This is a genomic window from Micromonospora sp. WMMD1082, from assembly GCF_029626175.1.
In the GTDB taxonomy this organism is placed as follows: domain Bacteria; phylum Actinomycetota; class Actinomycetes; order Mycobacteriales; family Micromonosporaceae; genus Micromonospora.
The window spans coordinates 1,752,384-1,765,142 of the sequence record NZ_JARUBM010000002.1 but is presented as its reverse complement, the minus strand read 5'-3'; the positions used below and the strand labels follow the sequence as shown (position 1 = coordinate 1,765,142).

The window sequence follows — 12,759 nt, the reverse complement described above, 5'->3', positions numbered from 1 at the left end:
CTACCTAGAGCAGCGAGTCGCGCCACCGGCGGTGCAGGGCGGCGTACCGGCCGCCGCCGGCGATCAGCTCGGCCGGCGGGCCGTCCTCGACGATCCGGCCCGCGTCGAGGACCAGCACCCGGTCGGCGATCTCCACGGTGGAGAGCCGGTGCGCGATCACCACCGCGGTCCGGTCCCGCAGGATGGTGCCGAGGGCGTGCTGCACCAGGCGTTCGGTCGGTACGTCCAGCGACGAGGTGGCCTCGTCGAGGATCAGCACCGCCGGGTCGGCCAGGAAGGCCCGGGCGAAGGCGACCAGCTGCCGCTGCCCGGCGGAGAGCCGCCCGCCGCGCCGGTGCACCTCGGTGGCGTACCCGTCGGGCAGCGCCGCGATGAAGTCGTGCGCGCCGATGGCGCGGGCGGCGGCCTCGACCGCGTCGTCGTCGGCATCCGGCCGGCCGAACCGGATGTTCTCCGCCACGCTGCCGCCGAACAGGTGCGTCTCCTGGGTGACCAGGACCACCGCCCGGCGCAGCTCCGCGTCGGCGACGTGGCGCAGGTCCACCCCGGCGAGGGTGACCGTGCCGGTGGCCGGGTCGTGGAACCGGGCGAGCAGCTTGGCGACGGTGGACTTGCCGGCACCGGTCGGCCCGATCAGCGCCACGGTCTGCCCGGCGGGAATGGTGAGGTCCAGCCCGGTCAGGATCGGCGCGTCCGGGCGGTACCCGAACGACACCGCGCGGAACTGGACCGCGCCGCGTCCCGGTGCGCGGGGCAGCGGCACGGGACGGGCCGGTTCGGCGACCGAGGGCCGCTCGTCGAGCACCCCGGCGAGCTTCTCCAGCGCCGCCGTCGCCGACTGCAGGGAGTTGTAGAACTGGCTCAGCTCCTGCATCGGCTCGAAGAACCGGCGCAGGTAGAGCAGGAAGGCCGCGAGCACGCCGACCCCGGTGTCACCGGCCAGCACCCGGGCACCGCCGTAGCAGAGCACCACCGCCACCGTGACGTTGCCGATCAGCTTCAGCCCCGGCGAGTACGTCGCGATCAGGTGGAACGCGTGCCGGCTGGACCGGCGGTAGTCGTCGTTGACCGAGTCGAAGATGTGCTGGTTGCGCGGCTCCCGGCGGTACGCCTGCACGGCCCGGATGCCCCGCATCGACTCGACGAAGTGGACGATGACCATGGCCATCGCCTCCCGGGTGCGCCGGTACGCGGCGGCCGAGGCGCGGGCGAACCAGCGGGACAGCCAGAACAGCAGCGGGAAGGCGAGCAGGGTCACCGCGGCCAGCGGCAGATCCAGCCAGAGCAGGATGCCGGCCACCGACACGATCGTCAGCGCGGCCATCACCAGGCTCTCGACGCCTCCTTCGGCCAGCTCCGCGATCGAGTCGATGTCGCTGGTCAGCCGCGAGATCATCCGGCCCGAGGTGTACCGCTCGTGGAAGGCGACCGGCAGGCGCAGGAAGTGCGCGTACACCCGTTGGCGCAGGTCGAGCAGGACGGCCTGGCCGATCCGGGCGGAGACGGTGAGGAAACCGCGGCGGGCCGCGTACTCGATCCCGGCCGCGGCGGCGAACGACACGGCGACGGCGACCAGCGGGCCGGGGTTGCCGGCCCGCAGCGGCTCGATCGTCCGGTCGATGCCGAGCATGACCAGGTACGGCCCGGACATGGCCGCGGCGTTCTGGGTCAACAGCAGTGCGACCGCCGCGCCCAGCCGGGCGCGGTGCGGGCGCAGCACGTCGGCCAGCAGCGCTCGGCTGCGGGTGCGCAGCCGGGCCACCGCCGCCGGATCGGCGTCCTCGGCGAGGCTGCGGTCGGCATGCGGATCGGCCGCCACCCCCCGCCAGTGCGCCGGATCGGACTCCGGTAGGGGCGCCGGCCCGGTCGTTCCGGCGGTCACGAGCACACCAGGGAAGAGCCGCCGGGCGCCGGATCGGCCGGCGTGCGGGGATTCGGCGCGGCCGGCTCGGCGGAGAGCACCGCACGGTACGCGGGCACGGTGGCCAGCAGGTCGGCGTGGGTGCCGACGGCGGCGATCCGGCCGTGCTCCAGCAGCGCGACCCGGTCGGCGAGGGCGACGGTGGAGGGCCGGTGGACCACCAGCAGCGTGGTGGTGTTCCGCAGCACCCGTTTCAGCGCGGCTTCCACCAGCGCCTCGGTGTGCACGTCGAGTGCGGAGAGCGGATCGTCGAGGACGAGCACGGCCGGCCGGACGAGCACCGCCCGGGCCAGCGCGAGCCGCTGCCGCTGGCCGCCGGAGAGCGACAGGCCCTGCTCGCCGAGCCGGGTACGCAGTCCCCACGGCAGGTCGTACGCGAACTCGGCCTGGGCCAGCGCGAGGGCGGCCCGGACCTCGTCCGCACCGGCGTCGGGCCGGCCGAGGGTGAGGTTCTCCCACACCGACATGGAGAACAGCGTCGGCTCCTCGAAGGCCGTGCCGACCAGGCCGCGCAGCGAGGCCAGCCGCAGGTCGCGTAGGTCGTGCCCGTCGAGGGTGATCCGGCCCGCCCCGACATCGTGCAGCCGGGGCACCAGGGACAGCAGGGTGCTCTTGCCGCTGCCGGTGGCACCGACCACGGCGAGGGTCTCGCCGGCCTCGACGGTCAGGTCGACGCCGCGCAGCACCGGCGCGGCGCTGCCCGGGTAGCGGAAGCCGACCGCCTCGAAGCGGAGCCGGCCGCGTACCGTGGAGCGGGCCAGGGCGACGGCGATCGGCGCGTCGACAATGGCCGGTCGGGTGGCCAGCACCTCCTGGATCCGGTCGGCGGCGGTGGCTGCCTCCTGCCCGTTGGCGATGATCCAACCCAGCGACTGCACCGGCCAGATCAGCATCAGTTGGAGGCTGACGAAGGTGACCAGCTGGCCGATGGTGAGCCGCCCGCCGGCGACCGCCGCGGCACCGGCCACCAGCACGATGCCCAGGGTCAGGTTCGGCACCAGATCGAGCAGCGCGGAGGTGCGGGCGAGCAGCCGTCCCTTGCCGACCCCGGTGTCGTGCAACGCCCTGGCGCCGCCGACGAACCGGGCGGTCAGTTGCGGCCCCCGCCCGTACGCCTTCATCGTGCGCAGGCCCTGCGCGGTCTCCTCGACCAGCGTGGCCACGTCGCCCTGCTGGTCCTGCATCCGTCGGGACGCGGCGTGGTAGTGCCGGCCGAAGCGGCGGGCGATCACGAACAGCGGCACCGCGCTGGCCGCCACCAGCGCGCCCAGCGCGGGGTACAGGCGGACCAGCAGCACCACCACGACCAGGTAGGTGACCACGTTGAGGACGAGGAAGAACAGCCCGAAGGAGAGGAACCGGCGCAGCACCGACAGGTCGCTGGTGATCCGGGAGAGCAGCTGACCGGACGGCCACCGGTCGTGGAAGCTGGGCGGCAGCCGTTGCAGGTGGGCGTAGACGTCGGCCCGGATGGCCGCCTCCATCGCCACGGAGGACGACGACTGCGTCCACCGGCGGATGAAGATCAGCAGGGCCTCGGCCAGGCCGAGCAGCAGCGCGAGCCCGGCCAGGTGGAACAGTCCGGTCAGGTCCCGCCGAGCTACCGGTCCGTCGACGACCTGCTGCGCGACCAGGGGTACGGCGATGCCCGCCCCGGTGGCCGCGAGCCCGGCCACCATCAGCCACCCGAACTCGACCGCGTGCGGACGCAGGTAGTGGCGCAGCCGCCAGAGGTTACGCAGGGGGTGTCGACGGACCTCGTCCCGGTTGGCCGGGCCGCCGTCGCTCCCCGCAGCCACTACCTGACGGTAGCCGCAATCGGCAGCCGTGCCGGTGTCGGTTTGGTGTCAGGTCGCAGGAGGCCCGCGGTCGCCGCGCAGCGGCCGCGCGGCGATGACAGCCCGTGTTGGCCAGCCTGCCCGACCAACCTCAGTCTCGACCCTTTGCTCTGCTTCAATCCACGCAACGGTCACCTTCCGTTATGGACGCGCCGACTGATCTCTCTCGCCGCCGTCACATCGATGCTGCTCAGCGGCTATTGCGTATGTTGAAGCAGAGCAAAGGGCCGATCGGGGACATCCATGGGTGGCGGCTGTCCGGCGAACGTGGTCACTCGGGGTGATGGTTGCTGGGCGTTACCGCCCTTGGTCAATCCCTGCCGGGTCGTTCGTGGTCGAGGAGCCAGCACTTCACGGGCAGCCCCCAGCGGTAGCCGCCGAGCGTCCCGTCGGTGCGCAGCACCCGGTGGCAGGGGACGAAGAGCGCGGCGGCGTTGCGGGCGCAGGCCGCCGCGGCGGCGCGTACGGCGGCGGGCCGCCCGGCCAGCCCGGCGTACGCGGTGTAGGTGATCGGCTCGCCCGGCTTCACGTCGCGCAGCACCTGCCAGGCGTGCGACAGGAACGCCCCACCGCTGTGCTGCTCGACCGGAACGTCGTCGATCGCGGCCAGGTCGCCGTCGAGGTAGGCGGCGACGGCGGCGGTGACCGGGCCGAGGTCCGGTCGCGTTCGCGGCTCGCCGCGCAGGCTCGGATGCATCACCGGCAGCAGGTTCGCCGGGTCGGCGGTGAAGCCGGCGGCCCGTACCGCGCCGTCCGGGCCGGCGAGGATGGTGAACGGCCCGACGGGGGTCTCGATGCGGGCACTGTCGATCGTGTTGCTCATGCTGTTCTCCCAGGTCGGAGTCGGAGTCATGCTGCTCGCCAGAGGCGGATCACCGCGTACGACCGCCAGGGGCGCCAGCGGCTGGCGTACGCGTCGAGGGTCTTCGGGTTGTCGGGCAGGCCGAGGGCGTCGGCGCCCCGGCGTACCGCGAGGTCGGTGGCGAGGAACACGTCCGGGTCGCCGAGCGCGCGCATCGCGAGGTAGCCCGCCGTCCACGGGCCGATGCCCGGGATCGCGGTCAGCTGCCGCGCCGTCTCCTCCCGGTCCCCGCCCGGGTCCAGGTCGAGCCGCCCGTCGGCGACGGCCCGCGCCACCGCCCGGATCGTCTCCCGTCGCCCCACCGGCATCCGGAAACCCGCATCCGCGACCCGCAACACCTCCTCCGCGCCGACAAACCCCCGCAACCCCCCACCCCCATCCTCGCCACGTTGATCATGAAGTTGACGGGAGGTTTGATCTCCAAAACCCTCGCTAACCTCATGATCAACAGGGGAGGGTGGGGGGATTGAGGCGAGGAGGTGGGTGAGGGTGGTGCGGGCGGAGGTCAGGGAGACCTGCTGGGTGGCGATGGCCCGGACGGCCATCTCGAAGCCGTCCGCCGCCCGGGGGACGCGTACCCCGGGCTCGGCGGCCACGGCCGGGGCCAGCGCCGGGTCGGCGCCGAGCGTCTGGTCGACGGCGACCGGGTCCGCGTCGAGGTCGAACAGGCGCCGGCAGCGGGCCACGGCGGGGGCCAGGTCGCGCAGGTCGGTCAGGCGCAGCGTGGCCGCGACGTACCCCGCCGCCGGGGTCAGCGCCGCCTCGCCGGTGCCGTGCGGCAACCTCAACCCCCGGCGGTACGTCCCGTCGCGTACCTCGTCGACCCCCGGCAGCGTGCGCCGGGCGAAGAAGTCGAGCAGCGCGGCGGCGTGCAGCGGCGGGCGGTACGCCAACCGCAGCGTGACCGTGCCCGCGCCGCCCACCGCAGCCCGCCGGGCGGTACGCAGTTGCGACGGCGACGCGCCGTAGACCTCGCGGACGGTGTCGTTGAACTGCCGGACGCTGCCGAATCCGGCGGCGAAGGCGACCTCGGCCAGGCCCAGTTCGGTGGTCTCGATCAGCGTGCGCGCGGTCTGTGCGCGCTGGGCGCGGGCCAGCGCCAGCGGCCCGGCTCCGAGTTCCGCCCGCAGCATCCGGTGCAGGTGCCGCTCGGTGTAGCCGAGCCGGGCGGCCAGCCCGGGCACCCCGTCCCGGTCGACCACGCCATCGGCGATCAGCCGCATCGCCCGACCCACCACATCGGCGCGTACGTCCCACTGCGGCGAGCCGGGGGAGGCGTCCGGGCGGCAGCGACGGCAGGCGCGCAGCCCGGCGCGCTGGGCCGCCGCCGACGAGGGGAAGAATCGTACGTTCTGCCGCTTCGGGGTCGAGGCCGGGCAGGACGGCCGGCAGTAGATCCCGGTTGAGGTCACGCCGGTGTAGAACCAGCCGTCGAACCGCTGGTCGCGGCTGTCGACGGCCCGGTAACACCGCTCGAAGTCCAGTTCCACGTCACCGATGATGCGCCCGCCGCCGACCGCCCGGCTGGCGGAATTCGGACGCGGCGGGTCGGGGTGGTGTCACGGCATGCCGGACCCACCGCCACCGCGCGGTGACCGACCGGCCTGCCTGAGGACGGGGGTACGGTACCGGCGTAAGCTGGCTCGTCGTGAGTCTCACCATCGGCATCGTCGGCCTGCCCAACGTCGGCAAGAGCACCCTGTTCAATGCGTTGACCAAGAACGACGTGCTCGCCGCGAACTACCCGTTCGCGACCATCGAGCCCAACGTCGGAGTGGTCGGGCTGCCGGACGAGCGGCTGCACCGGCTCGCCGAGATCTTCACCTCGCAGAAGGTGATCCCCGCCCCGGTGTCGTTCGTCGACATCGCCGGCCTGGTGCGGGGCGCCTCCAAGGGGCAGGGCAGGGGCAACGCGTTCCTGGCCAACATCCGCGACGCCGCCGCGATCTGCCAGGTGGTGCGGGCCTTCTCCGACCCGAACGTGGTGCACGTCGACGGCAAGGTCTCGCCGGCCGACGACATTGAGACGATCAACACCGAGCTGATCCTCGCCGACCTACAGACGCTGGACAAGGCGCTGCCCCGGCTGGAGAAGGAGGCCAAGCTCCGCAAGGACCGGGCCGCCGCCGTGGACGCCGCGCGCCGGGCCGTCGGTGTCCTGGACGGCGGCACCACCCTCTACGCGGGTGCCGCGGCGGCCGGCGTCGAGCTGGAGCACCTGCGTGAGCTGCATCTGCTCACCACCAAGCCGTTCCTGTACGTCTTCAACGTCGACGAGGCCGAGCTGAACAACGCCGAGTTCCTCGACGAGCTGCGGGCGCTGGTGGCCCCGGCCGAGGCGGTCTTCATGGACGCCAAGATCGAATCCGAGCTGGTGGACCTGCCCGAGGAGGAGGCCCGCGAGCTGCTGGAGTCGATCGGGCAGTCGGAGCCGGGCCTGGACCAGCTGGTCCGGGTCGGTTTCCGGACGCTCGGCCTGCAGACGTACCTCACCGCCGGCCCCAAGGAGGCGCGGGCCTGGACCGTCCCGGTCGGCGCGACCGCGCCGGAGGCCGCCGGGGTGATCCACTCCGATTTCCAGCGCGGCTTCATCAAGGCCGAGGTCGTCTCCTACGCCGACCTGGTCGCGGCCGGTTCGATGGCGGCGGCGAAGGCGGCGGGCAAGGTCCGCATCGAGGGCAAGGAGTACGTCATGCAGGACGGCGACGTCGTCGAGTTCCGCTTCAACGTCTGAACCCCGCCGACCCCTCGGCCCGGCGGCGCGTCGACCGCCCATGATCCGCACAGTTTCAGGGATGTTGCTGCCTCATCGGGTGCCGGAGGCAGCAACATCCGGGAAACTGCGCGGATCTTGCGGGTGTGGGCAGGGCGGGGAGGCGGCGGGGCAGGGCGAGGGCGGGGCGGCTCAGTCGGGGCGGAGGGCGTCGTCGACGCCGGTCTCGCGGTGGCCGAGGTGGACCGGGTCGCGGCCGGAGAGCACGTCCAACGCGGCCTTGAGGCCGGCGCCGTACTCCCGGGCGGCGGCGAACTGCCAGGTCCGGCCGTACTCCCGGGCGGTCTCGTCACCGACGCCGACGGCGTCGACGCCGTCGGCGTCGGCAGACCGTGACGGCGCGCGCCAGGTGGAACTGCTGGGTGACCATCGTCGCCCGCTCCACTCCGAAGATCCGCTTCGCGCGGGCGCAGGAGTCGTACGTGTCGAAGCCGGCGTAGTCCAGCACGATCTTGTCTGCGGGGACGCCCCGGTCGACCAGCCAGCGCTGCATTGCCTCGGGCTCGTTGTACTCGTGGCGCATGTTGTCGCCGGAGACCAGGATCGCCTGCACCTTGCCGGCGGCGTACAACTCGCGGGCGATCTCCAGCCGGGCGGTGAGGAACGGCGCGGGGGTGCCGTCGGGTTGGACGCGGGTGCCCAGCACCAGCGCGACGGGCGTCTCGGGGACCGTCTCGGCGGTGTATGTCCGCCCCTCGGCGCCGGACCGGATCCAACTCGTGCTGGCCCAGGCGCCGGTCACCAGCAGCGCGGCACCGATCACGCCGGCCAGCACCGCCCGGCGCACCCAGCGCCGCCGGCCGGCGGCTCCGGCGCGGCGCAGTCCCGCCAGGACGGACGTACGGATCGGCATGCGCCGAGTATCCCAGGCGGACGCGAACCCACCCGTGGCCCGGCACGGTGGGCGGCGCCGATGGTCAGCTGATGTAGTGCAGGATCACGTTGTGCACGTGGTGGCTCTTCTGGTCGCCCCGGAACTCCACCTCGTAGGTGTGCGTGCCGACGTGGATGGCGATCGCGCCGGTGGAGAAGAACGACCCGCCCCACGACTTGTTGCTGACCACGCTCACGCTGGTGATCTTCGAGTACGGGATGCTGGTGATCGCGTACCGCTTGCCGATGAAGGAGCGGTCCTGGATGATCACGCGGCGGTCGGTCAGCCCGATGAACCCGGTGCCGGTGCCGACGGCGTCGTAGACGGCGATGATCTGTTCTCCGTCGAGCAGGCCGCTCTGGATCTGCTGGAACTGTTCCTTGCGGTCATAGGTCGCGTTGGCCATGGCGCCCACGGTAGGCAGCAGGCGCCACTCAGCTCTGGGTGACCGCGCGGTACGCGTCCTCGATGCGGGCGGCCAGCAGGACCTCGCCCTCGGAGAGTGGCTCGCTGCCGTGCCCGACCCGGATCTGAGTGTGATCGGCGCGCCGGCTGATCTCGGGGCGCAGGTGCAGCGCGTCGGCGACCACCTTGACCCGTTCGGTCAGCGCCGCGTGCTGCGTGTCGTCGATGACCAGGGTGCGCCGGATCTGCTCGCCCTCGCGCGTCCACCCGGACAGTAGGGTGAGAGCGTCGCTGAGGTAGTCGTGTTTTGCCCGACCGCCAAACAGCGCACGCATCACCGCACCTCCCAGGCTTCGTTGCCGGCTTGTGGCCAAATCGTCGCCGCCCCGTGTCTTGTCGGTGCCTCTAGTCTTACGTCACACGGAGGGTGTGTCCACGCCCACACTTCCGGGTATTCCTACCCTGACGGACGACCACGCTACCCAAACCGCCGATTGATCTGGCACTCTGGACGCCCGTGCGGACCGAACGGGCGAACGGCGGCGGAGACGCCGTCCGGCGGGACCTGAAGGTGATCGTCGGGGCGGCCATCATCAGGGACGGGCGCGTGCTGGCCTGCGCCCGGTCCGCCCCGCCGGAGGTGGCGGGCATGTGGGAGTTCCCCGGCGGCAAGGTGGAGCCGGGGGAGAGCGAGACGGCGGCGCTGGCCCGCGAATGCGTCGAGGAACTGGCCGTACGCGTGGAGATCGGCGAGCGGGTCGGCCGTAACGTCCGGATGGCGCACGGCCGATCGGTGCTCAAGGTGTACGCTGCCCGCCTCCTGCACGGTGACCAACCCAAGGCGCTGGAGCACTCCGCGCTGCGCTGGCTCTCCGCCGCCGAACTGGACACGGTCACCTGGCTCCCCGCCGACGCCCCCATCCTCCCCGCCCTCCGTCCCCTCCTCACCCACCCCTCGAACACGATTGATCATGAGGTTGGCGGCGGTTGAGGAGATCAACGTCGTCGCCAACCTCATGACCAACGAGGCGGTGAGGGTGGGGGTCAGTCCTGGGTGGGGTGGGCGAAGTTCAGGTGCTCGGGGGGGAGCGGGAAGGTCACGTCGTCGCCGAAGGGTGAGGGGGCCGCGGCGCGGTCGAAGGTGAGCTCCGTCAGGGGCAGCTTGCCGCTCGCGTCGACCGCCGGGGCGGTCGGGTGCGGCACCTCCCGGTGCCAGTTGACGCCCTGCTGGGCCTGCACCTCGGCCTGAGGGTCGTGCGAGCCGCCCGCGTGCGAGTGCACACCGCCGCCCGCGGCCGCGCTGGAGCGCACCGCGCCCGGGGAGTGTTCGCTGGTCACGCTGGTCTGAGGCACCTGACCCCTCCGGAAGATCTTGCTACCGAGCCACACAAGTGGATCGTACCTGCGGTCGACGACCCGCTCCTTCATGGGGATGATCCCATTGTCGGTGATCTTGATGTGCTCGGGGCAGACCTCCGTGCAGCACTTGGTGATGTTGCAGAAGCCGAGTCCCTGTTCGGACTGCGCGTAGTCCTTGCGGTCGGTCTTGGCGTCCAGCGGGTGCATGTCCAACTCCGCGGCGCGGATGAAGTACCGCGGCCCGGCGAACGCCGGCTTGTTCTCGTCGTGGTCGCGGATCACGTGGCAGACGTTCTGGCACAGGAAGCACTCGATGCACTTGCGGAACTCCTGCGAGCGCTCCACGTCGACCTGCTGCATCCGGTAGTCGCCCGGGGCCAGGTCGGCCGGGGGAGCGAAGGCAGGGGTCTCCCGCGCCTTCTCGTAGTTGAACGACACGTCGGTGACCAGGTCCCGGATGACCGGAAAGGTCCGCAGGGGGGTCACCGTGACCGTCTCGTTCTCCTCGAACGTCGACATCCGGGTCATGCAGCTGAGCTTGGGCATCCCGTTGATCTCCATCGAACAGGAGCCGCACTTGCCCGCCTTGCAGTTCCACCGGCAGGCCAGGTCCGGCGCGTCGGTGGCCTGCAACCGGTGGATCACGTCGAGGACCACCTCGCCCTCGTTGACCTCGACCGCGTAGTCCTGCAGGTCGCCACCCTCGGCGTCGCCCCGCCAGATCCGGAACTGGCGCTTCGTACCCATCAGCGGTTCTCCTTCTCGGCGGCGTCAGCGCCAGCGACGTCAGTGCCGGCGCCATCGGCGGCGCCGGCATCGGCGGCGGTGAGGGCGTCGAACTCGGCGAGTTCTTCGTCGGTGAGGTACTTGGCCAGCTCCGCACGGTCGAAGAGGCCGACCAGCTCGGCGCGCATCTTCGGCAGCGGCTTGCGGTCCAGCCGGACCGTGTCGCCGTCGAGCGAGCAGACCAGGTTGATCCGCCGCCACTGCGGATCCATCGTGGGGAAGTCCTCGCGGGTGTGACCGCCGCGCGACTCCCGGCGTTCCAGCGCCGCCTTGGCGGTGCACTCGGAGACGACCAGCATGTTGCGCAGGTCGAGCGCGAGGTGCCAGCCCGGGTTGTACCGCCGGCCGCCGGAGGCGCTGACCTTCGCCACCCGCTCGCGCAGCTCGGCCAGCCTGCTCAGCGCGTCCGCAAGCTCGGCCTCCCGGCGGATGATCCCGACCAGATCCCCCATCACCGCCTGGAGATCCTGCTGCAGGGTGTACGGGTTCTCGCCGGTGTCCCGCTGCAGCGGAGCCAGGGCGGTCTCCACCGCGGTCTCCACCGAGGTCACCGCCACCCGGGGCCGGTCGGCGAGCTGGTCGACGTAGCCGGCCGCGTGCCCGCCCGCCCGCTTGCCGAAGACCAGCAGGTCGGACAGGGAGTTGCCGCCCAGCCGGTTGGAGCCGTGCATGCCGCCGGAGACCTCACCCGCCGCGAACAGGCCGCGCACCGAGCCGTACGCGGCGCCGCTGTCCGGGTCGACCTCGACGCCGCCCATCACGTAGTGGCAGGTCGGGCCGACCTCCATCGGCTCCTTGGTGATGTCGACGTCGGCCAGCCCCTTGAACTGGTGGTGCATCGACGGCAGGCGACGGCGGATCTCCTCGGCCGGCAGCCGGGAGGCGATGTCCAGGTAGACGCCGCCGGCCGGCGTACCCCGGCCGGCCTTGACCTCGCTGTTGATCGCCCGGGCGACCTCGTCGCGGGGCAGCAGCTCCGGCGGGCGCCGGTTGTTGTCCGGGTCGGTGTACCAGCGGTCCGCCTCCTCCTCGGTCTCCGCGTACTGCTTGCGGAAGACGTCGGGGACGTAGTCGAACATGAACCGCTTGCCGTCGGAGTTCTTCAGGACCCCGCCGTCGCCCCGGACCGACTCGGTGACCAGGATGCCCTTGACCGAGACCGGCCAGACCATGCCGGTGGGGTGGAACTGGAGAAACTCCATGTTGATCAGAGTCGCCCCGGCGCGCAGCGCCAGCGCGTGGCCGTCCCCGGTGTACTCCCAGGAGTTCGAGGTGACCTTGTAGGAGCGGCCGACGCCGCCGGTGGCGAGCACCACGGCGGGCGCCTCGAAGAGGACGAACTCGCCGGACTCCCGGTAGTAGCCGAAGGCGCCGGCGACCCGGTCCCCGTCGAGCAGCAGTTCGGTGACGGTGGTCTCGGCGAAGACCTTGATCCGCGCGTCGTACGAGCCGTGGTCGCGCTTGTCCTCCTGTTGCAGCGAGACGATCTTCTGCTGGAGGGTGCGGATCAGCTCCAGGCCGGTCCGGTCGCCGACGTGCGCCAGTCGCGGGTACTCGTGACCGCCGAAGTTGCGCTGCGAGATCTTGCCGTCCTTGGTGCGGTCGAAGAGCGCACCGTACGTCTCCAGCTCCCAGATCCGCTGCGGCGACTCCTTCGCGTGTAGCTCGGCCATCCGGAAGTTGTTGAGGAACTTGCCGCCGCGCATGGTGTCGCGGAAGTGCACCTGCCAGCTGTCCCGGCTGTTCACGTTCCCCATGGCCGCGGCGGCGCCGCCCTCGGCCATCACCGTGTGCGCCTTGCCGAAGAGCGACTTGGAGATGATGGCGGTCTTCTTGCCGGCCAGGCGCGCCTCGATCGCCGCACGCAGGCCGGCGCCGCCGGCCCCGATCACGACGACGTCGTAGTGGTGTCGTTCGATACGAGTGGTAGTGGTCGTCATG

11 protein-coding genes are annotated in these 12,759 nt (G+C 71.9%); 2 read left to right on the top strand and 9 right to left on the bottom strand.

Annotated features, from left to right (window positions below; translation table 11 throughout):
- Nucleotides 1-4: 4 nt before the first annotated feature.
- From O7615_RS08310 to O7615_RS08295, 4 genes are all read right to left on the bottom strand, one after another.
- The gene (locus O7615_RS08310) at nt 5-1,882 is read right to left on the bottom strand and encodes an ABC transporter ATP-binding protein (RefSeq protein ID WP_278176785.1); all 1,878 of its coding nucleotides are present in this window, start codon (nt 1,880-1,882) and stop codon (nt 5-7) included.
- A complete protein-coding gene (locus tag O7615_RS08305; protein ID WP_278182020.1) occupies nt 1,879-3,600 on the bottom strand; it encodes an ABC transporter ATP-binding protein in 1,722 nt (573 codons plus the stop codon). Before O7615_RS08305 ends, O7615_RS08310 begins: the two co-directional genes overlap by 4 nt.
- Before the next feature lie 469 nt (nt 3,601-4,069).
- On the bottom strand, nt 4,070-4,582 hold the full coding sequence (locus O7615_RS08300; RefSeq protein WP_278176784.1) for a methylated-DNA--[protein]-cysteine S-methyltransferase: 513 nt from the start codon (nt 4,580-4,582) through the stop codon (nt 4,070-4,072).
- Nucleotides 4,583-4,608: 26 nt separating this feature from the next.
- The gene (locus O7615_RS08295) at nt 4,609-6,111 is read right to left on the bottom strand and encodes an AlkA N-terminal domain-containing protein (RefSeq protein WP_278176783.1); all 1,503 of its coding nucleotides are present in this window, start codon (nt 6,109-6,111) and stop codon (nt 4,609-4,611) included.
- Between the two features lie 158 nt (nt 6,112-6,269).
- Between O7615_RS08295 and ychF the strand changes: the two genes are divergently transcribed.
- On the top strand, nt 6,270-7,355 hold the full coding sequence (ychF, locus tag O7615_RS08290) for a redox-regulated ATPase YchF (RefSeq protein WP_278176782.1): 1,086 nt from the start codon (nt 6,270-6,272) through the stop codon (nt 7,353-7,355).
- Nucleotides 7,356-7,683: 328 nt separating this feature from the next.
- Here the strand turns inward: ychF and O7615_RS08285 are convergent, their stop codons facing one another.
- From O7615_RS08285 to O7615_RS08275, 3 genes are all read right to left on the bottom strand, one after another.
- The gene (locus tag O7615_RS08285; RefSeq protein ID WP_347405080.1) at nt 7,684-8,247 is read right to left on the bottom strand and encodes an ElyC/SanA/YdcF family protein; all 564 of its coding nucleotides are present in this window, start codon (nt 8,245-8,247) and stop codon (nt 7,684-7,686) included.
- Between the two features lie 64 nt (nt 8,248-8,311).
- Nucleotides 8,312-8,674 carry a PH domain-containing protein gene (locus O7615_RS08280; protein WP_111219789.1) on the bottom strand — a complete coding sequence of 121 codons (363 nt, stop codon included), beginning with the start codon at nt 8,672-8,674 and terminating at the stop codon, nt 8,312-8,314.
- A 28-nt stretch (nt 8,675-8,702) separates the two neighbouring features.
- Nucleotides 8,703-9,008, bottom strand: a complete 306-nt coding sequence (locus tag O7615_RS08275) for a 4a-hydroxytetrahydrobiopterin dehydratase (RefSeq protein WP_278176780.1) — start codon at nt 9,006-9,008, stop codon at nt 8,703-8,705.
- A gap of 182 nt (nt 9,009-9,190) precedes the next feature.
- Here O7615_RS08275 and O7615_RS08270 point away from each other — a divergent pair, with 182 nt between their 5' ends.
- Nucleotides 9,191-9,664 (top strand): (deoxy)nucleoside triphosphate pyrophosphohydrolase, encoded by a 474-nt coding sequence (locus O7615_RS08270; protein WP_278176779.1) that lies wholly within the window; start codon nt 9,191-9,193, stop codon nt 9,662-9,664.
- A gap of 53 nt (nt 9,665-9,717) precedes the next feature.
- Here the strand turns inward: O7615_RS08270 and O7615_RS08265 are convergent, their stop codons facing one another.
- Nucleotides 9,718-10,779 (bottom strand): succinate dehydrogenase/fumarate reductase iron-sulfur subunit, encoded by a 1,062-nt coding sequence (locus tag O7615_RS08265; RefSeq protein WP_278176778.1) that lies wholly within the window; start codon nt 10,777-10,779, stop codon nt 9,718-9,720.
- A complete protein-coding gene (locus tag O7615_RS08260) occupies nt 10,779-12,758 on the bottom strand; it encodes a fumarate reductase/succinate dehydrogenase flavoprotein subunit (protein ID WP_278176777.1) in 1,980 nt (659 codons plus the stop codon). Before O7615_RS08260 ends, O7615_RS08265 begins: the two co-directional genes overlap by 1 nt.
- Between the last annotated feature and the right edge of the window lies 1 nt (nt 12,759).